This window comes from Enterobacter cloacae complex sp. P40C2 (assembly GCF_014930695.1).
In the GTDB taxonomy this organism is placed as follows: Bacteria; Pseudomonadota; Gammaproteobacteria; order Enterobacterales; family Enterobacteriaceae; genus Enterobacter; species Enterobacter pasteurii.
This window is the reverse complement of record NZ_JADBRP010000005.1, coordinates 241,881-264,067: the sequence shown is the minus strand read 5'-3', so window position 1 is coordinate 264,067 and position 22,187 is coordinate 241,881. Positions and strand designations below refer to the sequence as shown.

Annotated in this window: 20 protein-coding genes; 10 read left to right on the top strand and 10 right to left on the bottom strand. The window is 57.7% G+C overall.

Translation table 11 applies throughout. The features are described from left to right. Window positions 1–29: 29 nt before the first annotated feature. The 3 genes from IM304_RS12175 to IM304_RS12165 are packed head-to-tail and all read right to left on the bottom strand — an operon-like array spanning window position 30 to window position 923. Window positions 30–212 carry a DUF1869 domain-containing protein gene (locus tag IM304_RS12175; protein ID WP_003856955.1) on the bottom strand — a complete coding sequence of 61 codons (183 nt, stop codon included), beginning with the start codon at window positions 210–212 and terminating at the stop codon, window positions 30–32. A gap of 3 nt (window positions 213–215) precedes the next feature. Continuing rightward, a complete protein-coding gene (locus IM304_RS12170; protein ID WP_193355201.1) occupies window positions 216–569 on the bottom strand; it encodes a DUF1971 domain-containing protein in 354 nt (117 codons plus the stop codon). A gap of 27 nt (window positions 570–596) precedes the next feature. Beyond that, entirely contained in the window at window positions 597–923 is a 327-nt protein-coding gene (locus tag IM304_RS12165; protein WP_148419755.1) for a DUF1971 domain-containing protein, read from the bottom strand. Between the two features lie 244 nt (window positions 924–1,167). On the opposite strand from IM304_RS12165, the gene IM304_RS12160 reads away from it, so the two are divergent. After that, complete coding sequence (locus IM304_RS12160) at window positions 1,168–1,341, top strand: GhoT/OrtT family toxin (protein WP_148419756.1); 174 nt, start codon at window positions 1,168–1,170, stop codon at window positions 1,339–1,341. A gap of 64 nt (window positions 1,342–1,405) precedes the next feature. On the opposite strand, the gene IM304_RS12155 is transcribed toward IM304_RS12160, so the two are convergent. From IM304_RS12155 to IM304_RS12145, 3 genes are read right to left on the bottom strand one after another with little or no spacing between them, the layout of a single operon-like run. Beyond that, complete coding sequence (locus tag IM304_RS12155) at window positions 1,406–3,580, bottom strand: virulence factor SrfC family protein (protein WP_193355200.1); 2,175 nt, start codon at window positions 3,578–3,580, stop codon at window positions 1,406–1,408. Next, complete coding sequence (locus IM304_RS12150) at window positions 3,577–6,558, bottom strand: virulence factor SrfB (protein WP_193355199.1); 2,982 nt, start codon at window positions 6,556–6,558, stop codon at window positions 3,577–3,579. Before IM304_RS12150 ends, IM304_RS12155 begins: the two co-directional genes overlap by 4 nt. Window positions 6,559–6,562: 4 nt before the next feature. Beyond that, on the bottom strand, window positions 6,563–7,888 hold the full coding sequence (locus IM304_RS12145) for an SrfA family protein (protein ID WP_193355198.1): 1,326 nt from the start codon (window positions 7,886–7,888) through the stop codon (window positions 6,563–6,565). Between the two features lie 282 nt (window positions 7,889–8,170). Here IM304_RS12145 and IM304_RS12140 point away from each other — a divergent pair, with 282 nt between their 5' ends. Both IM304_RS12140 and IM304_RS12135 read left to right on the top strand, forming a co-directional pair. Then, entirely contained in the window at window positions 8,171–9,769 is a 1,599-nt protein-coding gene (locus IM304_RS12140) for an ABC transporter substrate-binding protein (RefSeq protein ID WP_193355197.1), read from the top strand. A gap of 50 nt (window positions 9,770–9,819) precedes the next feature. Then, window positions 9,820–10,053 carry a YdcY family protein gene (locus IM304_RS12135; RefSeq protein ID WP_148419761.1) on the top strand — a complete coding sequence of 78 codons (234 nt, stop codon included), beginning with the start codon at window positions 9,820–9,822 and terminating at the stop codon, window positions 10,051–10,053. A gap of 2 nt (window positions 10,054–10,055) precedes the next feature. On the opposite strand, the gene IM304_RS12130 is transcribed toward IM304_RS12135, so the two are convergent. Continuing rightward, a complete protein-coding gene (locus IM304_RS12130; protein ID WP_148419762.1) occupies window positions 10,056–10,505 on the bottom strand; it encodes a DMT family transporter in 450 nt (149 codons plus the stop codon). Further along, window positions 10,502–11,020, bottom strand: coding sequence for a GNAT family N-acetyltransferase (locus IM304_RS12125; RefSeq protein ID WP_148419763.1), 519 nt, complete (start codon window positions 11,018–11,020; stop codon window positions 10,502–10,504). The genes IM304_RS12130 and IM304_RS12125 overlap by 4 nt, the downstream gene beginning before the upstream one ends. A 150-nt stretch (window positions 11,021–11,170) precedes the next feature. Between IM304_RS12125 and IM304_RS12120 the strand changes: the two genes are divergently transcribed. The 3 genes from IM304_RS12120 to IM304_RS12110 all read left to right on the top strand — a co-directional run bounded on the left by IM304_RS12120 (window position 11,171) and on the right by IM304_RS12110 (window position 13,775). Next, window positions 11,171–11,746, top strand: coding sequence for a helix-turn-helix domain-containing protein (locus IM304_RS12120; RefSeq protein ID WP_148419764.1), 576 nt, complete (start codon window positions 11,171–11,173; stop codon window positions 11,744–11,746). A gap of 66 nt (window positions 11,747–11,812) precedes the next feature. After that, window positions 11,813–12,847, top strand: coding sequence for an NADP-dependent oxidoreductase (locus tag IM304_RS12115; RefSeq protein ID WP_193355196.1), 1,035 nt, complete (start codon window positions 11,813–11,815; stop codon window positions 12,845–12,847). 259 nt (window positions 12,848–13,106) lie between these two features. Then, complete coding sequence (locus IM304_RS12110) at window positions 13,107–13,775, top strand: GntR family transcriptional regulator (RefSeq protein ID WP_193355195.1); 669 nt, start codon at window positions 13,107–13,109, stop codon at window positions 13,773–13,775. Window positions 13,776–13,905: 130 nt separating this feature from the next. On the opposite strand, the gene pqqU is transcribed toward IM304_RS12110, so the two are convergent. Beyond that, a complete protein-coding gene (gene pqqU, locus IM304_RS12105; protein WP_193355194.1) occupies window positions 13,906–16,023 on the bottom strand; it encodes a TonB-dependent receptor PqqU in 2,118 nt (705 codons plus the stop codon). Between the two features lie 246 nt (window positions 16,024–16,269). On the opposite strand from pqqU, the gene IM304_RS12100 reads away from it, so the two are divergent. Further along, window positions 16,270–17,331 (top strand): YncE family protein, encoded by a 1,062-nt coding sequence (locus IM304_RS12100; RefSeq protein WP_193355193.1) that lies wholly within the window; start codon window positions 16,270–16,272, stop codon window positions 17,329–17,331. Window positions 17,332–17,416: 85 nt separating this feature from the next. Here the strand turns inward: IM304_RS12100 and ansP are convergent, their stop codons facing one another. Then, entirely contained in the window at window positions 17,417–18,913 is a 1,497-nt protein-coding gene (gene ansP / locus IM304_RS12095) for an L-asparagine permease (RefSeq protein WP_148419769.1), read from the bottom strand. Between the two features lie 498 nt (window positions 18,914–19,411). On the opposite strand from ansP, the gene IM304_RS12090 reads away from it, so the two are divergent. The 3 genes from IM304_RS12090 to IM304_RS12080 all read left to right on the top strand — a co-directional run bounded on the left by IM304_RS12090 (window position 19,412) and on the right by IM304_RS12080 (window position 22,180). Further along, complete coding sequence (locus IM304_RS12090; protein ID WP_193355192.1) at window positions 19,412–19,951, top strand: shikimate kinase; 540 nt, start codon at window positions 19,412–19,414, stop codon at window positions 19,949–19,951. Between the two features lie 109 nt (window positions 19,952–20,060). Next, on the top strand, window positions 20,061–21,062 hold the full coding sequence (locus tag IM304_RS12085) for an LLM class flavin-dependent oxidoreductase (protein ID WP_193355191.1): 1,002 nt from the start codon (window positions 20,061–20,063) through the stop codon (window positions 21,060–21,062). Further along, on the top strand, window positions 21,059–22,180 hold the full coding sequence (locus IM304_RS12080; RefSeq protein WP_193355190.1) for an amidohydrolase: 1,122 nt from the start codon (window positions 21,059–21,061) through the stop codon (window positions 22,178–22,180). Before IM304_RS12085 ends, IM304_RS12080 begins: the two co-directional genes overlap by 4 nt. Window positions 22,181–22,187: the final 7 nt, after the last annotated feature.

Genomic DNA, 22,187 nt, shown 5'->3' with positions numbered 1-22,187 from the left:
TGCCCGGCGCAAACGCCGGGCAGATCTGCCTACCAGCCACACACCTCGTGCTCATTCTCCGTATCGTAGGCGCGAACGGTATTCACCAGGTCCTTTACCACGTCAGCCGCAACGTCGGGGATTAACAGCTCCATCGGCGCTTCTGTCTCATAATCTACCGACACGCCGTTACTGTTGTTCGTAACGGTCACGGTATAGGTTGCCTTACCCATCACTTACTCCTTATGCGTATTAACTACTTTACCAATGCCCGCACCGCTGAGCGTGACGGCAGGATCGGCGAAAAAGTCGATATTAAAATAGGTATCGTCGGTCAACAGCTCAATGCGGTGCCATTTTTGCGACGGGGAAATCCCGAAGGAACCGGCTTCAATCACCACTTCCAGGTCCGGTTCGGCAGCATCGCTATCGGCGAAGCCATAGTAACGCACCGCGCCCTGCATGACGGACAGACGACCGTAGACGCCAGCTTTCGTGTTGTGATGGGTGAAGAGCGCTTTTGGGGCGGTCTCTTTATTCCAGAACGGCGTCGATCGGGTGTGAACAAAGTTTTCAGGAATACGTAACATAATAGTTTCCTTCATGTTGTCAGGCGATTAAAGGGACTTAAGCACCTCTGGTTCAACAAAGAACTCAATATTGAACAACGTGTCGTCGGTCATCACCTCAATATGGTGCCATCTCTCAGGGGGGAAAACGCCGAAATGACCGGCTTCAATGACGAGTTCGCTGTCAGGCTCGGGCGTGAACTGATCGGCATAGCCCAGATAACGCACCGCGCCACGCATCACCGAGAGGCGAGGGTAAACGCCCGGGCGCGTGCCCGTATCGAGGTGACGCTTAAAAATACCGGCGGGTGCCGTCTCTTTGTTCCAGAAAGGTGTGGAACGGGTGTGAATACAACTCTGCGGAATGCGTAGCATGTTTCCTCCCTTAATAGCCTGCGCTAATTAGAACGCGTTCCGCCGGAGTAAATTTATCAAAAAGTGCATTTTTAATGCATGTTATCACCAATAACCGTTTTGCTTCCCCCCGCGTTGTTACACAAGGTACTCAGTTGTTATTATCCATAATATTTAAGTGGTTATGATGTAACGAAAAAACTTGATCTGCGTCAACATATGCCGCATATTGCGTGCGGTTATTTTTTCGGCTCAGGTAAACAGAATGACGTTGTATCAAAAGATGTTGGTGTTTTACGCAATCATGGCCTTCATCTGCGCATTAATCACCTGGTTCCTGTCAAAAGATCGTAAGCGCATTCGCCTGCTGAGCGCCTTTCTGGTGGGTTCCACCTGGCCGATGAGCTTTCCGGTAGCCTTGCTTATCTCCCTTTTCTGACGCGATATTCACGCATATCACCAACGCAGGCGCTAAAGCCCACATAGCCGTGGGCTGAATAGCATTAACCTGTAATCGCGAGCAGTGCTTTACGCGCAGCAGGCTGCACGTCGTGAGGACACTGGTAATCCACGTTCTCAATGGCGCGGGTGTAGAGCGCAACCAGCCAGTCATACACATAGGCCGTTGCCGCATGAACGGGCTGCTCGCCCAGACGGGTGAGGCGTGGAGAAGCGCAGCTGACCACCGGGGTCACAAAGATTGGCTGTCCTTTGCGGATCCGGCTTGCCGGACGCTCAGAGACCGCGGTCAGATCGTATCCCAGCCAGCCGATGAAATTGCCTGTGGCGGCGTGCAGCTGCGCAGCGCTGCTTTTATCCGTTTCCACAATACGTTGCAGCTGCTGCGGCAGGTTCAGGCGGTAGCTGGTGACGATAAGCACATCGGCAATGTGCTGTAAAACCGCAGGCTCCAGGCCCAGACGGGCCGCTGCCGCGTCGTTGCGGCTCCACTGACGCAGATGGTTAACCCAGACGCTATGCGCCAGCAGCGCCCTGTCTTTGGTCTGAGTCGCACCCGTGCTTTCGTGCGTCTCTTCTGCGAACAGGTCGATAACATCATTAAACAGGCCGTTGACCCGCTCCTCGCGCGGCTGGTGCACCGTCAGCAGGGTTTCAAATGCCTTTAACGGCGGAAGAAGGCCGTCAAGCAGCTCACCGTGGCGGGCAGCGCTGCCTTGCAGCGTTCGCACCATTTTTTCGGCCTGAGAGCGTCTTTGATCCGGCGTCTGCGTAAGAGGCGCGAGGTACGGCTGCATCAGCGCAGACAGCTCCTGTCGCAGCAGCGCTTTCAGCGCATGGAGTCGCTTCTGCCGCTGCGCCGGCAGGGTAGCCTGCGATAGCCATTCAATCACTCTTTGCATGCTGTGGTTATCCAGCGCCTGCAGCGTCCCCCAGCGCAGTCCCGGCTGACCCAGCAGCTGCTGAACGGCTTCGTCAAGATTCTGCTTTGTGGTGAATCGCGCATCGTGAGGGGTAATGGCCCACACCAGGCCCGGCAGCGCGGACTCCTCGCCAGGCTGCGTCTCTTTTACCCAGTTATGCAGGATCCTGGCCGTCTTCGCCGTCTGCTGATGGCGCGCCGTCGCGTTGCAGATAACCAGGACGTCCGGCTGGAGCTGCTGGCGATAATGCTCCAGCAGCCACAGGGATTTAGCCTGGTGCATCAGCGGCGTGTTGTCGTCAGAAATGGCCGGGATATCAATAATATCCACGCCGTCCAGCACGGTACCCTCAACGGGCAGCACCAGTTCGCGGGTGAGAAACGCCAGCACGTCGACAGGAAGGCTGATGGCATTGAGCATCTCGCCATTTTCCAGCGGGTGAAGGAGCGTTTCCTGCGCTTCCGGTGCGCTAAACGCCCCAGGGGTCAGGAATCCTTCACACGGCAGACCGAAGCTGTCCATCAGCAGACTCAACGGCGCAGCAAGCGTGCCGGCATGGCTGGTTTGATGAAGCACATGGGCGAGCTTAAGCCACTGCTGGGTTAGCTCCTGTTGCTCACCCCACAGCAGAGACCAGACGCTGGCGCGGGTGCTGAGATCGAGCGACGGCACGAGCAGCGCAAACTGATACCACAGGGCATCGTCAACGTGCTGTTTTGCACCCGGTACCATGCTCTGCCAGAAACGGGCGACGGCCGCGACGTCCTGCGCCGTCATTCCCGGCACGCTCTGCGGCTGGCGCAGGGCACGCCACTGTTCAAGGCGGGCTTCGATAACGGATTTTTCAACCGGGCGGATCTGCGGGTGCAGGGTGGTTCGCGCAATGAAAAGCTGTACCAGCTCGGCTTCCGTCACCAGTGCGATCCGCAGCGGAAACGCCTCATCGACGATCTCACTGGCCGTTCTGCTGAAACGAACGGCCATATTGGTCGGCGCGTTTCCGGGATTAATATGCGAGAAGTAGTCAAACGTGCGTTGACCCGGCATAACGTTCAGCCGTTCGTTGCCGCTGCCGCACAGGGACGCGAGCAGGTGCGCTTTCGCCGCCTGAGAGTGACCGTATAAGCCCACGGTGCTCTGGCTGATAAGCGCGCGATCGAGCGCCTTCTCACGCGCGCGCGCTGCGTTGAGACGCGCAAGCAGGGCATCGGCTTCGTTATCCAGCATCGGGGCGTGCTGTCGCGTCTCGTTGATCCACCCGATTAAGGCCTGAGTGGTGGCAGTCGTCGCAGTCATTTCAGGTATACGCTCCCGCTGTCGATCCAGTAGTGGCTGCCGCTGTGTCGGCGGTCGGCCAGAGTATTTAGTTTAAAGGTCAGAGCATCCGGCGGCACCGGCGTACCGTCCTGTAGCCAGGCTTCGCTCAGCTCGAAGGATTCCGGACCTTCCTGCCTGTTACCGCCCCGCAGCTTCAGGCGCACGTTCAGCACGCCGTCACCCGCAATGGTTTTCGCCAGCTCGGCCGAGTTAATGCTCAGGGTATAGAGCGGCGTCGCGGGCCAGCGGGCGTTTGCCAGCTGCCGGAAGCCGAGCGTGACGTTGCCGCGCAGCGGGAAGTGCAGGCGGGCATCCAGTTTCGCGCCGGGCTTATCGAGGTCGATATCGTGATACCAGACATTCTCTTCCCGCAGGGTATTAACGCTGTTATCCAGCACCCCCAGATAGCGCACCGTGGAGTACGCGCCGATATCCGCCGCCTTAAAGTTAAAGCGCGGCAGGCGCAGATCCAGCGCAAGGCTACAGAGCATCGCGCCGACGGCGGCAGTCGATTTCGGGTTGCCGATCCGTCCCTGCTGACTGAACGGATACCATTCATGAACCTGATACTTATCCAGCCAGACGATGCGGTTGACCGGCACTGGCTGCAGGTGGCGAATCAGTGCCTGAACGCCCGGCAGGCAGCCCGGACGCCCGGTGATCAGCAAAATATCGCAACCGTAATGCGAGATGGCCTCACATACCGCATGAAGCGGGGCGGCAAGCGTAAACTGGCCCGCCAGCATGGCGTCCTGCATCTCACGGAAGTTGACGTGCAGCGGCACGCTGAACAGGTCGAATGCTTCCGAGCCAGCCGGCAACGCGTGGTCGATGGCCTGCTGGAGATAATTCATCACGTTACGCGTTGGTTTTTGCGTAAGCAGATCACCAAAGGTGGCATGCAGCCCGGCCAGCGGATCGTCAACGTCGCTCGATTCCCACGCCGCAAGGATCGCGTGACCTATCGGCATAAAGAGCTGAAGCGCGGTTTGCTGACGCAGTACCGCCTGAGTATCGATCCGACCGGAGTCACCGAACAGGGATGCCATCAGCAGAGAGGCGTCGGCTAAGCCGGATTTCTGAAGCTGGGTTTGCAAGGCGGGCAGCACGTAGCGCTGGATCACGTCGAGCAGGGTATCGTCACCGGCAACCTTGAACCCTTCGCGGAACAACAGCTGCGGGGTAATTTTGACGTTATTCCCGGAGCCATCGTCCAGCTGATAGTGCGTGATGGCCATATCCGTCGTGCCGCCGCCGATATCAATCGAGGCTACGCGCAGCGCTCGTCCCGGCTGGACCCCCGGCTCTGGCGCGCGGTCCGGACGGGCGAGGGAGGCAAAAAACGCCTCGGTCTGGCCGCCGAAGCGGGAAATGGCTTCGTTATACAGCCACACCAGCTGGCCGCAGCTGGCCTCGTCCCACTCCATCTGGATCTCAGGTACCGGAACCACGCTTTTTTCCTGCTGCCTGCGGCTGGCAAAATCTTCATCCTGCGGATGCCAGCCCATCGCTTTCCAGACGATGGCGATGGCTTCGAACATGCGGCGGCGGAAGATCTCGCGCTCCTGTTTCGGCATCGCCGAAGGCAGGGTAAGGATCAGCGTGCGCAGCTGGCGGGGTGACGCCGGAAAACCGAGCCGCAAACGCGTAGCCACGCTGTTAATCTGCCCCAGCGCCTGAGCCAGCAGCTCGCAGAGCATGTGCGTCATCAGGGTGCTGCGGCTGTACTGCGGCGAGAAGACCGGCAGGCGCTCATCCGGCGGCAGGGTAAAAAGCGGTTCCCCGTCATCGTTCATCAGGTTCATCAGCGGGAACGCGGTGGCCAGCGGTTCGCGCTGGGTTTTGCCGTTCATCTGGCTGAAGCGCCAGTCCTGCACCACCGGGGTCTCATCCCACAGATAACGACGCGGGCTGGAAATTCCGCTGTTGCCTTCGGTGCCCAGACGCTGCATTGCCAGCTTACGCGCCTCATCACCCACGCGGACAATCGACGGCCAGACGAACGCATCCTCCCGGCCGCTTTCCACGGAGAAGTGCTGCTTGCCAAAACGCGCCTCCGAAAATTCGAGGCGGCTGGTAAACAGCGGCTCGTTCAGGAACTGCGGCTCGCTCAGGGAACGTACCTGGAGTTCAGCCGTCTGACGCAGGCCGTCGTTAGCGTCTCCGTGATCTTCAATAATCACGCCGCAGGTATGGGTGTTACCCACGTCGAGGATCAGATCGACAGGAATGGCCGGGGTGCTCAGGGTGTGCGTGACAAACTTCACCTCCGGCACGGTGAGCTGTTCACCGAGCATGGAGAGCAGGTTGAGCCAGTGCGCCTGATACTCGAAGCTGCGCATGGCCTGATGCAGCTCGCGCTCGGCGCGTTTTTCAACCCCGTCAGCATACTGTGTGAAGGCTTCACGCAGCCAGCCGTCAATCCAGGTCTGGTCCAGGAAACTCTCAACTTCACTATCGCGCCAGGCGAGGGCGAAACGCGTGCCGTTCAGGATATCGTTTTCAACCGGCGACAGGGCGGAGGTTGCATGTTCTGCGATCTGGCTGTCGAGCGCGACGGTGACGCGGTGCGTATTGCCTGCGGCATCGGGCGCGGACAGTTTGCGCACCTGCACGCGGGCCCAGTTATCCGGGCCATCTACAAACGTTCTCGGCGGGTTAAAGCGCAGGAAAGGGAGCGGCAGCCAGACGCCGTCCAGCACGGTCAGGGAGTCATGCAGCGGAATCGTGCTTTCAGGCTTAACCACTTCCGGCTGTCCGCCATCGGCGGCGGGCAGGGTGTAACGGCCATTTACCAGATCAAAATTCAGGCGCAGCAGCGGGCCATTTGCCGTTTTACGCACGAACCGCCCGTTGCTGGCGGTGTCCTGCGGGGTCAGGCCAAAATCAAGAAACTGCACGCCGCTGTTAGCGATAAGCGTAACGCTCTGTTTGTAGTCGCAAAGATTAACCAGCATAGGATCAGGCACCTGCTTTCTTAAACGTCAAAGGAACGACGGTGTTGGCGTCATAACGTGCCGTGCATTCCGCCACGTCGCTGGTCCCCGCCTTGCAGGTCACTTCCGGCATCGGATAACGCGAGCCGTCGGTGCAGCGTGCGTTACCGCGCGTTTTGATCAGCAGCTCGCCGTTGCTGTGTAAACCGGAGAAGACCTCTACGCGGCACACGATGTTGTCGCCATGCACCACCCGGGCGAACCCTTTGTTGTTCTGGATCTGGTAGCGCAGCGACGGCGGCTTACCGGTGAGCGGATCCTGCACATCCAGGAACGCGCGCCAGGTGCCGTTCAGGAAGCGCGTTAACCCGGCCTTGACCTGGTTTGCCTCCATTACCATGGCATCTTTCGGGATAGCGGTAATCACCACCGGTTCCGCAGCGGGAGCCGGGGTTTTAACCTTTGGCTCCACCACCTCGGCCTGGTGCAGCGGGAGCGTCAGCTCAAGCGGCTTCACCGTTTTCACGGGCGCTGGCGCAATGGCGACCGGGGCTGGCGCGGGCGCTGCGGTCGGGGCCTGTTTCGGCCAGAGCAGCGGGGCGGCAATGGCCGCGATAGCGACGGCAGCAACCGGAAGCAGCCAGAGGGGGGAGCGACGTTTTTTTTGCGCGAGAGCAGGGGCTGGCTCTGTTGGCTCAACGTTCACGCGGGCAGGCTCTGGCGTATACAGATCATCTTCGGTGATACGTACAGCGGTGGTATGCGCGATAAGCGGCGCATCGGCCTGCTCAAAGGTGACTACCGGCGCAGGCTCGGGTTCCGGCTCCGGCTCCGGTTCCTCGATTATCACCGGTGCAGGTTCAGGGATAAGCGATTCGCGCAGGCAGCCAAGCACGTCGTCTCGGGCGCTCTCGTTGAGGTTCACAAAGCCCCAGAAGCAGATCACCGGCCTGCCGTTCACCAGAAACACGAAGTTTTCACCGGGGAACTGGAAGGCTTTTGAAAGCAGAGAGCCAAACAGCTGCTGGGCGGTTTTAGGCGACTGGAGGCATTTTTTACTCAGCGATTCCACGATGGCGAGCGTATTTTCAAGGTAGCGCAGGGCGCGATAGCGGTCATCTTCGTCCGCCGCCTTCCAGCCTGAGACGGTTCCCTCTATCGGCGAGTACCAGTCAACGCGGTCGCCGCCGTCATTGACCTGCGGGATAGCCAGGCAGTCAACGATGGCCTGCTGTTTGCGTAACCGGAGCGCTTCGCGGATTTGCAGCGCTGATTCAAAAACGGCCTGTCCGCCGCCGCCAACGGCCTGAAAATCATCCAGATTACCGCTGCGTAAAAGTGTTTTTGCCACGATTTGGTCCTGTAGACTTCTTCACGCCGTTACTTTAGCTAAACGGGAAAGCAAACAAACGGCTGAGGAGACGGCAAAAGGGACGATTTCTTGCGGCATTGATCGTGGCGGTTGTGCTTGACGAATAACGAACCTTAAGGCAAATCGCTTTCGTCATGCTGGTGCTAAAACCGGCGAAATGTGCGCCTTTAGAATAACCTGATAGTGATTCGTTATTTGTCAGGTTAAAACGGCTGTGCTGTTATTACGGTTCACTATAATAAAACCGAAAGGGTAATAACTATGTCTACAGGGAAAACATTGCTCGCGCTGGCGCTGAGCGCGCTGCTGCCGGCAAGCGCCGCATGGGCTGCAAATAATGACACCATTATCTACTGCTCCGAGGCGTCGCCGGAGTCGTTTAACCCGCAGATCGCCAGCTCTGGCCCGTCGTTTGTCGCCAGCTCGCAAACGCTTTATAACCGCCTGATAAACTTCGATCCGGTGAAAAATACGCCGGTTCCCTCGCTGGCAGAATCATGGACTATTTCACCTGACGGCAAAATCTATACCTTTACGCTGCGTAAAGGGGTGAAGTTCAACAGCAATAAGTACTTTAAGCCTACGCGTGATTTTAATGCTGATGACGTTATTTTCTCCGTTATGCGTCAGAAGGACCCTAAGCATCCGTATCACAATGTTTCGCAGGGCAATTACGAATACTTTAACGACGTGGGCCTCGACAAGCTGATTCAGGATGTGAAAAAGCTCGATGATTATCACGTCCAGTTCACGCTGAGCGAACCCAATGCGGCTTTCCTGGCCGACTGGGGGATGGACTTCGCCTCGATCCTCTCCGCCGAATACGCGGACGCCATGCTGAAAAAGGGCACGCCTGAAAACGTAGACACCTGGCCAATCGGCACCGGGCCGTACGTGCTTCAGCAATACAAGGTGGACTCGCTGATCCGCTACGTTGCCAACCCGAACTACTGGGACGGTGAGGTGCCGACTAAACACCTTATCTTCTCCATTACCCCTAACGTCGAAACGCGCCTGGCGAAGCTGCAGACTAACGAATGTCAGATTATCCCCGCGCCGTCGCCGGTGCAGTTTGATGTGATTAAGAAAAATAAAGACCTGGCGCTGCACTCGGTGGAGGCGCTGAACGTGGGATACCTGGCGTTTAATACCGGGAAAAAGCCGTTTGATAACGTGCTGGTGCGCCAGGCGCTGAACTACGCGACCGATAAAAAAGCCATCGTCAATGCGGTCTTTATGGGGTCTGGCACGGTAGCCAAATCACCGATCCCGCCGAACATGCTCGGCTTCAATAAAGACCTTCAGGATTACGGCTACGATCCCGAGAAAGCAAAAGCGCTGCTGAAGCAGGCTGGGCTTGAAAAGGGCGCAGAAGTGACCCTGTGGTCCATGCCGGTTCAGCGCCCGTATAACCCAAATTCCCGACGCATTGCGGAGATGATCCAGGCCGACTGGGCGAAGGTGGGGGTGAAGGCAAAAATTGTGTCATACGAGTGGGGGGAATACCTCTCCGGCATGCGTAAAGGCGAGCATGACTCCGCGCTGTTCGGCTGGATGTCTGACAACGGCGATCCGGACAACTTCGCCGACGTGCTGCTGGGCTGCAACAGCATAAAAACCGGATCCAACGCCGCACGCTGGTGTGATAAGGGGTATGATGATCTGGTGCAAAAGGCCAAACTGACGAGCTCCGCGGACGAGCGCGCGAAGCTGTACGGTCAGGCCCAGGAAATTTTCTACCAGCAGGCGCCGTGGATCGCGTTAGCTAACGGCAAAACTTTCTACGCGACCCGCAGCAACGTCACGGGCTACAGCGTGAGCCTGATGGGCAGTGATTTCTCAAAGGCGAAGATAAACTGAGGTCTTGCCCGGTGGCGCTACGCTTGCCGGGCATTAACGGAGGAGTGACAATGTCACATTTAAGCGACGTGATGGCCCGCGTTGATGCTGCCATCGAAGAGAGCGTTATCGCGCACATGAATGAACTGCTGATTGAACTCAGCGACGATACCGCGCTTAGCCGTGAAGAACGTTACACCCAGCAGCAGCGCCTGCGCACCGCAATTGCGCATCATGGCAGGCAGCATAAAGAAGAGGCGGAAGCGCGCCTTGCTCACCTCACGCAGGGCGGTACCATTCTGTAGGGTTAAAACTGGCGCCGCGCCACCAGCCAGGCGCCGACCACCAGCATCACCGCGCCGCACGCCGGGCCAACCAGCGCCCGCAGCGGTACGCCGCTGCTTCTGAGGACGTCCAGCACCAGGCCGCCTATCAGCTGGCTTGCCACCAGCACGGCGATTGTCGTCGCCGCGCCCACGTTCTGGTAGCCGCTAATGCTGGCAAAGACAAAGAACGACCCGAGCAGGCCGGGGATCAGCGTCCACCAGCGCACCGTCGACGCCAGTTCGCTAAACCCCGCCATGCCATTCTTAATCAGCAGAATGCTGACAAACAGCACAATCCCCACCAGCGAGTTAAGCAGCATGGCGATAAGAATGGTGGAGGAGGACTGCGTAATGCGCACCATTAAGGTGTTTTGCACGACCAGCCCGATGCCGGCAGCCACCAGGAACGCCAGGGTAAGCGACTGGTTCATGGGAGCACATCCGGATCGCTGCGCTCGTCGAGCTGAAGCTGCATAAAGGTTAAATCCAGCCAGCGGCCAAATTTGGTGCCTACCTGCGGCATCCTTCCGGTGGTGACGAAGCCCAGGGTTTCATGCAGATGAATCGACGCCTGATTTTGCGCCTCAATACCGGCCACCATCACATGCTTGCCGATCTGACGGGCTTCGTCGATCAGGGCCTTCATCAGCAGCCGCCCAATGCCTTTGCCCTGATGGTCGGGGTGAACGTACACCGAGTGCTCAACCGTATGGCGAAAACCGTCGAACGCCCGCCAGTCGCCGAAAGAGGCATAACCCGTCACCACGCCGTCTTCTTCACTGACCAGCACCGGATAGCCCATCAGCTTGCGCGCTTCGAACCAGGCGATACGGTTATCGGTATCGACGGTCGTATCGTTCCAGATGGCGGCAGTATGCAGCACCGCATGGTTGTAAATCTCTCCGATAGCGGCGCAATCTTCTTTTAGGGCATGACGAACGATCATGGCGGGTCCTCTGGCTGTGTTGTTCACTATAGTAGTATGCATTAATTACAATATTACACATTTACCGGATTGCATCGCCATGGCTAAGTCCCTATTTTTTTGTCATTAAAACTGCACCGGAAAACCATTCATACACTATAGTATGACGTCATGAACACGATGACAGACACTATGAATCAACGGATTAGCGCCCGGCTTCGCATTGAGCGTGAATCGCGAGGCTGGTCTTTGAGCGAGCTGGCCGAGCGGGCAGGTATTTCGCGCGCCATGATCCACAAGATTGAACGGGGCGACAGCAGCCCAACCGCAACACTGCTTGCGCGCTTTTCGGGTGCCTTTGGTATCAGCATGTCGACGCTGATTGCGCGTGCGGAAATGCAGGAGGGGAAACTGCTGCGCCTGGCTAACCAGCCCGTCTGGCGCGATCCGCAAACGCACTATCTGCGCCGGCACGTATCGCCGCGCACCGACCTGCCCATCGATCTCGTTCAGGTGGAGCTGCCCGCGGGCAGCGATGTGCCAATGCCCGCCTCCTCTTATGCCCTGGCGCGCCAGCTTATCTGGCTACAGTCCGGCGAGCTGGTGTTTCAGGAAGGGGATACCCGCCATGAAATGAAGGCCGGAGATTGCCTGGAGCTGGGGCCACCGAATGACTGCCGCTTTATCAACGAAACGGATCGGCCGTGCCTTTACCTGGTCGTACGGCTGAATCAGTCTGCCTCATAATGGTAAGGCGATCCGCAGGATAAAGTGCCAGGCTTGAATGACATTTTCAGCAGTAAGGAGCGATTAATGAGTCAATCTACCACGCAAAACCGACGCTGGGTTCTGGCTTCCCGCCCGCACGGCGCACCGGTCGCCGATAATTTCCGCCTGGAAGAACAGCCGATCCCGACGCCCGCAAACGGGCAGGTATTGTTACGCACGGTATGGCTTTCGCTGGATCCGTACATGCGGGGGCGTATGAGCGATGCGCCGTCCTACTCTCCACCGGTTGAGATTGGCGCGGTGATGGTAGGCGGTACGGTAAGCCGCGTTGAGACGTCCCGTCATCCTGATCATAAAGAGGGTGAATGGGTTCTGGGCTACAGCGGCTGGCAGGAGTATGCGCTGTCCGACGGACAAGGACTGGTGAAGCTGGGCGATAGCCCGTCGCATCCGTCCTGGGCGCTGGGCGTTCTGGGTATGCCTGGCTTTACCGCCTACATGGGGCTGCTCGATATCGGCCAGCCACGTGAGGGGGAAACGCTGGTGGTGGCCGCCGCTACCGGGCCGGTCGGCGCAACGGTCGGGCAAATCGGTAAAATCAAAGGCTGCCGGGTCGTTGGCGTGGCCGGTGGTGAAGAGAAATGCCGTCATGCGGTCGAGGTACTGGGTTTCGACGCCTGTATCGATCACCATGCGGATGATTTTGCTGAACAGCTGGCAAGCGCCTGCCCGCAGGGCATTGACGTCTATTATGAAAACGTCGGCGGCAAGGTTTTTGACGCCGTGCTGCCGCTGCTGAATACCTCCGCACGCGTGCCGGTATGCGGTCTGGTGAGCGGCTACAACGCAACCAACCTGCCGGACGGCCCGGATCGGCTGCCGCTGTTGATGGGCACCATTCTGAAAAAACGCATCCGCATGCAGGGCTTTATCATCGCGCAGGACTACGGCCATCGTATTGACGAGTTCCAGCAGGAGATGGGGCGCTGGGTGAAGGAAGGCAAAATTCACTATCGCGAACAGGTCATCGAAGGGCTGGAAGCGGCTCCGGACGCGCTGATCGGCCTGCTTGAAGGGAAAAACTTCGGCAAGGTCGTGATACGCGTAGCGGCAGACTAAACGGTGCGTCGGTTATGGCGGGCGTGGCCCGCCATAATTATTTGTGAAGATACGATATATTGTCTTTAATTAACCCATAAGCTTTGCGCGCCATCGGCCCAGCTGAGCCAGAAGTGATAAACGCAATTTTAATTGTCCTATTTATATTTTAACGCGCGCCCCTAATACCAGGCATGACGATACAGGATATATCGAACCGGTGCTGTTTTTTTAAACAGGTACTGAGAATGGCATTTTGTTTTGGCTACGGGAATTAAACATGCTTGATTTGGATTATTTAGAAAAAGCACAAAGAATCAGTCTGACTATGCAAGTTGAGATCAGTTTAAAAGGAGCGTTAATCACGGGGTCTTTAAAGCCCGGGGCTCGGCTGATCACCAAAGAGATTGCGGATAAATTAGGTACCAGCATCACACCGGTACGTGAAGCGCTGCTGCGACTGGTTTCTGCAGGAGCGTTGCAGGCCACGCCGGCGCAGGCTTTTCTGGTGCCGGAAGTCACGCTGGAACGCTATAACGAAATTAATGCCATTCGAAAACAGCTTGAACCGATGGCGGTTGCGGCGGCGTGCCAGAATATGACCGAGGCTAAGCTTGACACGCTGCGCGCGCTCTCGGATAACTTCAGCACCGCGATGCATCAGGGTAACGTCCAGAAGGCGCTGCATGCTAACCGCATCTTCCGCTTTACGCTCTATCAGTATGCCGAGATGCCGACCTTAAATTCGCTGATCGAGCAGCTCTGGGTGCGGATTGGCCCGTGCATAAACTATCTGCATGGAGAGATGAAGGAGATGCCGGCTGAGACCTATCATTACGCCGATCTGCTTTTGGCGCTTGAGAACAGGGACGTGGAGGCCAGCCGGGAAGCCATTGACCGGGCAATTGATGAAGCCAACGTCCTGCTGCAACGGCAATACTTTAGTTAAGGATCCCCGCGCGCACTTATTTCTTTATTCGAGCAGTAATATGACAAATAAATTCCCGGCGCATCAGGCAACCGGGAATAGCGTTATTCAGCGCGTTTATTACCGGCAACGCCCGTTGCCGGATAAAGTTTTACTCAAAGCGATAAGAAACTGACAGCCCTACGCCGTAATTACGGCCTGGCGCGGGCTCGTAATAGCGGTCGCGGCTGGCATTAACGATTTCGGACCCCGAGTACGTTTTATCGAACAGGTTATCGACGCGGCCAAAGATATCCATTCCCCATTTGCCATAGTTAAGCTTATAGCCGGTGTTCAGGCCGACCACGGTATAGGAGGGCGCTTTTGCGGTATTGGCATCGTTCGCCATCACATCGCTCATGTAGCGTGCATCCGCGCCGGCATACCAGCCTTCCTCCGGCTCCCAGCCAAGCGACGCGTATCCCATGTTTCGGGCAATGCCCGGCATCCGGTTGCCGCTACAGTCTGCATTGCTACAGACGTTGGTACGGTAGGTCGCGTCAAGGTAGGTCCAGGCCATCTTTAGCTTCCAGTTCTCTGCAAACTGCTGGTCGAGCGCGATCTCCACGCCCTGACGGCGCGTTTTACCGGCGTTTTTATAGCTGGTACGGCCATCATTGTTGGTATCCACCACAATTTCGTTATCGGTATCCGTGCGGAACAGCGCCGCCGTCAGAATACCGTTGCCGATGCGGGTTTTACTGCCAACCTCGTACGTATTGTTGGTTGACGGTTGTAGGTTAATGTTGAGCCCGCCTTTGCCGTCAGGGCGGTAGGAAAGTTCATTGATCGTCGGGGTCTCGAACCCGCGTCCCGCCGCAGCGTACAGATTCCATGCATCGGTCACGGCGTATTTCACCGCACCCGCCGGAAGCCATTTGTGGTAGCTGGCATCGCCGCTGTCATCGCCATTCTGCGGGGTAATGTAGCGATCGTTAGAATCGAACCAGACGGAGCTGTAACGCACGCCTGCCTCCACGGACAGCTTTTGCGTAAGCTGCCACTGGGTTTGCAGGTAAGGATCGAAGTTCCACATCAGGTTACGCTCGTCACGGCGCTTGTCGCCCTTGACGCCGTAGTCCGGCGCGCCGTTGTTCATTACAAAGTTTTCATACCCGCGGCGATTTTCACTCATGTTTTCGTAGTTCAGGCCGGTGGTGAACGTCACCGGCACCAGCAGCTCGCCGCGGTGGGTCCAGCGCGTATCGATGCCCTGATAGTGGCGCTGCATGTCAATTACACCGCCAGAATGTGCACGATTTACAGTTTGCGCGGTATCAGGAATAGACTGGTACTGGGTCATTTCACGCTCGCCGGCGTACATCATTACGCTGAGGTCGTCCTGCGCACTCAGCTGACGGTCGTAGCGGATACCGGCCTGGGTCTGCTTAATGGTTTTACGCGTGTTGTACTGATCCCCGCGCGGGGACTGGCGCGGGTTGTTCTGCCACTCCTGATAGCTCAGCCCGCCCGGATCGTTGGCTTTCATGTCCACGCTGTTAAAAATCAGCGTCAGCTTGCTGACATCATCAATGCGAACGCCTAACTTCGCGTTGGCGAGGTTTTTTCTCGCGCCGCTGTGGTCGCGATAGCCATGGGTGGTGAAGCGGGTGGTGGATACCGCATAGTCAACATCTCCCGCCTGCGTACCGTCGCCGACCGCGCCGGTGGCCTTCATGCCGTAACGCCAGGTGCCGTAGCTGCCGTAATAGCTGCTGGCTTCGACGACGGGCGGCTGTTGGCCGGTCTGGGTATTGATGTTAATCACGCCGCCGGAGGCATTGCCGTACAGGGCGGAGAAGGGACCACGCAGCACGTCGATGCTCTCTACGCTGCTGAGGTCGATGTTTGACGTCTGCCCCTGGCCGTCGGGCATGGTCGCCGGAATGCCGTCCACGTACATGCGGATCCCGCGTACGCCAAAGGTCGAGCGCGCGCCAAAGCCGCGCATCGACAGCTGCAGATCCTGCGCATAGTTCTGGCGGTTCTGGATTTGCAGGCCAGGCACGCTGCCGAGCGATTCAGAGAGATTGATGCGCGGGGCGGCATGGCGCAGATCCTCGCCCCTTACCACGCTGACCGCGGCTGGCGTATCCAGCTCGGAGACGGCCTGCGGCGTAGCGCTGACGATCAGCGTTTGTTCTTCTGCGGCCATCGCGCTCAGCGGGCCAAATACGACGGGAACGAACAGCAGCGGTAGCGATGCCCTGCGGGCAGAAATGATTTTCATGAAGTAACCGATTAAGAAAAGATTCGAACCAAATCAACTGGAACCTGTGTATATATGTTAAATCCTTTGTAAATGTTATGAAAACTATAACCGCACATTTCGTGAATGTAAGGGTCGGAAGGAAAGAAAAACTCCACATTCAACTCATTAATGATTACTATTCTCATTAAAATAACGGCAAAGCGATGACTTTGCCCGCCGGAAGCGATGTCAGCGGTAAATCTCCTCATTTAAAAAGGAATTGTTATGTCTTTACGTCATCTGTGCTCGCCGCGCCTGCGTGGGTCTCTGCTGTTGGGTTCTTTACTGATTGCCGGTACGTTCCAGGCTCATGCTGCTGAAGAGATGCTGCGCAAAGCGGTAGGCAAGGGCGCGTATGAAATGGCCGTCAGCCAGCAGGAAAACGCGCTGTGGGTTGCGACGACTCAAAGCCGCAAAACCGATAAAGGCGGCGTGGTATATCGCCTGGATCCGGTCACGCTGGACGTGACGCAGGCGATTCATAACGATCTCAAGCCGTTTGGCGCAACGATCGATAATGCCACCCAGACGCTGTGGTTTGGAAACACCGTCAACAGCGCGGTAACGGCCATTGACGCCAAAACGGGCGAGGTGAAAGGGCGCCTGGTGCTGGACGATCGCAAGCGTAGCGACACGGTGAAGCCCCTCCAGCCGCGCCAGCTGGTGGCCGATGACGCCACCAATACCGTCTACATTACCGGCATCGGCAAAGAGAGCGTGATTTGGGTGGTTGACGGCGCAACGCTGAAGCTGAAAGACACCATCACAAACACCGGCACGTTCAGTACCGGCCTGGCGCTGGATGCGCAGGCAAAACGCCTGTACACCACCAATGCGGACGGCGAGCTGGTAACCATTGATACCGCAACCAATAAAATCCTCAGCCGTAAGAAGGTGCAGGACGACGGAAAAGAGCACTTCTACCTGAACCTGAGCCTGGACACTGCCGGTCAGCGCGCGTTCCTGACGGATTCTAAACAGCCAGAGGTGCTGGTGGTGAGCCTGAAAGACGGCAGCGTAATCGGCAACGTTTCTGCGCCGGAATCGCTGGCGGTGCTGTTTAATCCGGCACGCAATGAAGCCTACGTGACGCACCGCGAGGCGGGTAAGGTGAGCGTGATTGACGCCAAAACCTACAAAGTGACCAAAACCTACGATACGCCGGTTTATCCGAACAGCCTGGCGCTGTCAGCGGATGGCAAGACGCTGTACGTGACGGTGAAGCAGAAATCTACCCGTCAGCAGGAAGCGACCCAGCCTGACGACGTCATTCGTATCGCGCTGTAATGTCGTAGCGTGAGCGGCAGGCTGCCGTCCTACGATACAAAATAAAAAGGGAAGGCTTAATGCCTTCCCTTTTTTTGACGCCGTATTAGCGCGACGTCTCTTCAACCAGCGGAGCGTCCTTTTTTTCATCGTCAGGATGAACCGGCGCGGTGCTGTGAATTTCATACACGCGTTTACGTACGCCAAACCAGCCGGCAATCAGCAACACCGCCAGCAGCGGAATAGTCGCGATGGTGTAGGTACCGTTCGGGTAGTCAAACGCCATCAGCACCAGCACGCTCAGCAGGAACAGCAGGGTGAGCCAGGAGGTCACCGGCGCGCCCGGCAGCTTAAAGCTGACGTCAGCCGCCTTACCTTCTTTAATCGCTTTGCGCAGACGCATCTGGCACACCACGATGAAGGCCCAGGAGGCGATGATGCCCAGCGCCGCCACGTTCAGTACAATCTCAAACACCTGAGACGGCACCAGATAGTTCAGGAATACCCCGAAGACGTACACCACCAGCGTGGCCAGAATACCCGCGTAAGGTACCTGCTGCTTGCTCATCTTCGACATAAACTTCGGTGCCGAGCCGCCCATGGACATGGAGCGCAGAATACGGCCCGTCGAGTACAGGCCAGAGTTCAGGCTGGAGAGCGCGGCGGTCAATACCACGATGTTCATGATGCTGCCCACGTAAGGCACGCCCAGCTTAGAGAAGAAGGTGACAAACGGGCTTTGACCCGCCTGATAGGCGTTCCACGGCAGCAGCAGCACCAGGAGCACTACGGAGCCCACGTAGAACAGGCCGATACGCCAGATCACGCTGTTAATGGCTTTAGGCACCATGGTCTGCGGATCTTTACATTCACCCGCCGCCGTACCTACCAGTTCGATGGAGGCAAAGGCAAACACCACCCCCTGAACCAGCACCAGCGCTGGCAGCAGGCCGTGCGGGAAGAAGCCGCCGTTATCGGTAATCAGATGGAAGCCCGTCGCATTGCCGTCCAGCGGTTTACCGCTGCCGAGGAAGACGGTACCGACGACCAGGAAGATGACAATGGCCAGCACTTTTACCAGCGCGAACCAGAACTCCATCTCGGCGAACCATTTCACGCCGATCATGTTCATGGTGCCGACGATCGCCAGCGCGCCAAGGGCGAACACCCACTGTGGCACATCGCCAAACGCGCCCCAGTAGTGCATGTACAGCGCGACGGCGGTGATATCAACGATACCGGTCATTGCCCAGTTAACGAAGTACATCCAGCCGGCGACGTAAGCGGCTTTTTCACCGAGAAATTCACGGGCGTAAGAGACAAAGCTGCCGCTGGAGGGACGATGGAGAACCAGCTCGCCCAGGGCACGAAGGATGAAGAAAGAGAAGATCCCGCACACCAGATAGACCAGGGCGAGGGCGGGGCCTGCCATCTGCAGACGCGCGCCTGCACCTAAAAACAGACCAGTACCGATAGCGCCGCCGATGGCGATCATCTGCACCTGACGGTTGCCCATCGCCTTGTGATAGCCCTCTTCGTGAGAGTTCAACCAGCGACGTTTCGCAGCATGATGATCGGCTGCGCTTTTATTGCTTGTTTTCATTGAGTTACCTGTTTGCCTGTCTGAACCATTAACGTGATAGTCCTGCCTGCCCGTCGCCCGACCAAACGATTGCTTCCGGGCAGGCACATGCTGCCTTTCCAGTCATTCTGTGTATGGATAAGGCAAAACATGGCGAGGCATCCTACCCGCAATTGATAAGCGACGCAAAATATAACCGTGCCGAAAGTGATGCGCGTCGAAGGAAATCGTGTGGTCAGAGCAGGCGGGGATCGCAACGCGCTGAATCGTGGCGTTTTTTTAGGCAAAAAGGCCGCCAAATGCCAGTTTATACATCAGGTTTATTTGATAATTACACCCAGGTAGAGATTATGAATGCCAGCAGGGCTGCAATGAGTAATGCAGACGCGGTAGTATGCTGGTGGCGTGGCTGGAGAAGGTCACCGACGAGCAGTATCCGGACGCGTAGCCTGGCGTTTCGTAAACAAACTTTTAACGTTATGATTCGATCCGTTTACTTCAGCATTTGCAGGTGGAACGGTGAAAATCAATATCATAGGCACCAGCGGAAGTGGGAAAAGTACGCTTGGCAGGCGAATCGCTGAGGCGCTGGCCATCCCTTACATTGAGATGGACAGGCTTTACTGGCGAGCGAACTGGCAGGGAACCCCGGATGATGAGTTTCTCGCAACGCTGGAAAAGGCGCTCGCCGCCTCGCCTGACTGGGTCCTGGACGGGAATTACAACCGCACGCGCGACGTAAAGTGGCGCGACGTTGATCTGGTGGTGTGGATAGATCGTGGGTTTAGCCGCACGCTCTGGCAGGCGGTGACGCGCGCGTTCAGACGCGCCTGGCACAAACAGGAGCTCTGGCCCGGCACGGGGAACCGTGAAAGCTTTCGTCGATCGTTCTTCAGCAAGGACTCGATTATCATCTGGACGATCAAAACCTGGCGCAGTAACCGCAAACGCTATGAAGCGGATATGCAAAACCCGCAGTACGCGCACATTCGCTTTCTCCGCATTACCCGACGGCGGGAAGCGGAAGCACTCATTACTTCGCTCCTGTCAGGCCGATGACGGATCGGCTATTCCCGTTTTCCGGCAATTCAAATGTAAATTAATTGTTTCTCAGAGGTGAAATCCGCCTTTAATAATGACGACATGTTAAGTCAAACGAGAACGCAACATGTCATGGCGAATCAGCATTCTGGATAAAAGCCCCGTCGCAGAACACGAAACCGCCGCCGATGCGCTGGCGCGTACCTTAACGCTGGCGCAGCTGGCGGAGACTCTGGGCTACCACCGCTTCTGGATTGCCGAACACCACAATACCCCGGCGCTTGCCAGCCCCTCGCCGGAGCTGCTGATTGCCTGGATCCTCGGGCAAACAAAGCGTATTCGCGTGGGCTCAGGCGGCGTCATGCTGCAACATTACAGCCCCTATAAAGTCGCCGAAAATTTTAACGTACTGGCCGCCCTTGCGCCGGGCCGGGTTGATCTGGGGGTTGGTAAAGCGCCCGGCGGTCTGCCGCTCTCAACCCGCGCCTTGCAGCACGGCCTTAATCCGCAGGAGAAAGGCAGCTTCGCGGAACAACTGACGCAGCTCGAACGGTGGATCCGCCCTGAAAATCAGTCAGCGGAGGAGACGGTTCGCGCCACGCCTCTGCCTCCGGTGCCTGCGCAAGGCTTTCTGCTGGGCGCCAGCACCGAAAGCGCGCTGCTGGCGGCCTCGCTCGACTGGCATTTTGTCTTTGCCGCCCACCTGAACGGTGACCCGGAACTGCTGCGCGAGGTCGTCACGGCCTGGCGTCAACACAGCGTCCGGGAGGTGATGGTGGCCGTGCAGGTCATTGTTGCCCCAACCCAGTCAGAGGCCGACGCTCTGGCGCAGAAGGTTGAAGTGTGGGGCGTGGAGCTGGCAAACGGGCAACGCGTCACCGTGGCCAGCGAAGAACAGGCCTACGCCTTTGCGCGGCAGGCGGGCAGCGAACCGGTGCGCATCGCGCGTCGGGCGCAGTCTCTGCTGGCCGGAACGGCGGCGTCGGTGCTTGAACGGCTCAACGCGCTGCACCAGCAGTGGGGGATTGACGAATTTATCATCGACACGCCGGTAGCTGATGGCGCAACGCGCGTGCAGTCCCTGCGGCTGCTGGCCGAGGCGCGTCTTAACAGGGAGGTTACCGTATGAGCTTTTGCGAACAGCTGATTGCCTGGCGCCGTGAGCTGCACCAGAACCCTGAACTGTCCGGTCAGGAGGTCGAAACAACGGCTCGCCTGCGCGAGTGGCTGACGGCGGCCGGGATTGCCCCGCTGGATTACGATCTTCAGACCGGGCTGGTTGCGGAGATCGGCACGGGCAATGCACTGGTTGCGCTGCGCGCCGATATCGACGCGTTACCCATCGATGAGCGCAGCGGGGTGCCGTTTACCTCCAGGCGTGCGGGAGTGATGCACGCCTGCGGTCACGACGTTCACACCAGCGTGATCCTCGGCGCCGCGTTAAAGCTGAAGGAGCGGGAAACCTCGCTCAACGGCCGCGTGCGGATCCTGTTCCAGCCTGCGGAAGAAAATTTCGGCGGAGCGAAAAGCATGGTGCGTGCCGGGGCATTACGCGACGTGCGCGCAATTTTCGGGATGCATAACGAGCCTTCACTGCCGGTTGGTGAATTTGCCACGCGCGGCGGTCCGTTTTATGCCAACGTCGATCGCTTCGTTATTCATATTACCGGTAAAGGCGCGCATGCCGCTCGCCCCCATGAAGGCAACGACGCCATCGTGCTGGCAAGCCAGCTGGTGACCGCGCTGCAAAGCGTGGCCAGCCGTAACGTCAACACGCTGGATTCGGTCGTACTAAGCGTGACGCGTATCGCCGGCGGGAATACCTGGAACGTGCTGCCGGAAAGCGTTGAGCTGGAGGGCACGTTGCGCACGCACCGCACGGAAGTGCAGCAGAACGTGAAGGCGCGCGTCGGTGAAATCGCCGCCGGATTTGCCAGCGCCTTTAGCGCGCAGATCAACATCACCTGGTACGCCGGGCCAGCCGCGCTGGTTAACGACGAGCGCTGGGCCACGTTTGCCGCCTCGGTCGCGCGCGAGGCGGGGTATGAAACCCGGCATGCTGAACTGCACATGGGTGGAGAAGATTTTGCGGTCTATCTGCAAAACATTCCCGGCGCGTTTGTCAGCATTGGCAGCAACAGCCCGTTTGGTTTACATCACCCGGCATTTAACCCGGACGAAGCACTAATCGAACCCGCTGCCCGCTATTTTGCACAGCTCGCGGAAAAAGCCCTGCAACACGTTTAATTTATTT

Excerpts from the sequence above, each read along its gene's own strand:
- IM304_RS12150 (WP_193355199.1), bottom strand. The coding sequence starts at position 6,558 with ATGCTGGTTAATCTTTGCGACTACAAACAGAGCGTTACGCTTATCGCT.
- IM304_RS12085 (WP_193355191.1), top strand. The coding sequence starts at position 20,061 with ATGTCATGGCGAATCAGCATTCTGGATAAAAGCCCCGTCGCAGAACAC.
- IM304_RS12155 (WP_193355200.1), bottom strand. The coding sequence starts at position 3,580 with ATGACTGCGACGACTGCCACCACTCAGGCCTTAATCGGGTGGATCAAC.
- IM304_RS12110 (WP_193355195.1), top strand. The coding sequence starts at position 13,107 with ATGCTTGATTTGGATTATTTAGAAAAAGCACAAAGAATCAGTCTGACT.
- IM304_RS12175 (WP_003856955.1), bottom strand. The coding sequence starts at position 212 with ATGGGTAAGGCAACCTATACCGTGACCGTTACGAACAACAGTAACGGC.
- IM304_RS12125 (WP_148419763.1), bottom strand. The coding sequence starts at position 11,020 with ATGATCGTTCGTCATGCCCTAAAAGAAGATTGCGCCGCTATCGGAGAG.
- IM304_RS12135 (WP_148419761.1), top strand. The coding sequence starts at position 9,820 with ATGTCACATTTAAGCGACGTGATGGCCCGCGTTGATGCTGCCATCGAA.
- IM304_RS12120 (WP_148419764.1), top strand. The coding sequence starts at position 11,171 with ATGAACACGATGACAGACACTATGAATCAACGGATTAGCGCCCGGCTT.
- IM304_RS12100 (WP_193355193.1), top strand. The coding sequence starts at position 16,270 with ATGTCTTTACGTCATCTGTGCTCGCCGCGCCTGCGTGGGTCTCTGCTG.
- IM304_RS12130 (WP_148419762.1), bottom strand. The coding sequence starts at position 10,505 with ATGAACCAGTCGCTTACCCTGGCGTTCCTGGTGGCTGCCGGCATCGGG.
- IM304_RS12160 (WP_148419756.1), top strand. The coding sequence starts at position 1,168 with ATGACGTTGTATCAAAAGATGTTGGTGTTTTACGCAATCATGGCCTTC.
- ansP (WP_148419769.1), bottom strand. The coding sequence starts at position 18,913 with ATGAAAACAAGCAATAAAAGCGCAGCCGATCATCATGCTGCGAAACGT.
- IM304_RS12115 (WP_193355196.1), top strand. The coding sequence starts at position 11,813 with ATGAGTCAATCTACCACGCAAAACCGACGCTGGGTTCTGGCTTCCCGC.
- pqqU (WP_193355194.1), bottom strand. The coding sequence starts at position 16,023 with ATGAAAATCATTTCTGCCCGCAGGGCATCGCTACCGCTGCTGTTCGTT.
- IM304_RS12140 (WP_193355197.1), top strand. The coding sequence starts at position 8,171 with ATGTCTACAGGGAAAACATTGCTCGCGCTGGCGCTGAGCGCGCTGCTG.
- IM304_RS12165 (WP_148419755.1), bottom strand. The coding sequence starts at position 923 with ATGCTACGCATTCCGCAGAGTTGTATTCACACCCGTTCCACACCTTTC.
- IM304_RS12080 (WP_193355190.1), top strand. The coding sequence starts at position 21,059 with ATGAGCTTTTGCGAACAGCTGATTGCCTGGCGCCGTGAGCTGCACCAG.
- IM304_RS12170 (WP_193355201.1), bottom strand. The coding sequence starts at position 569 with ATGTTACGTATTCCTGAAAACTTTGTTCACACCCGATCGACGCCGTTC.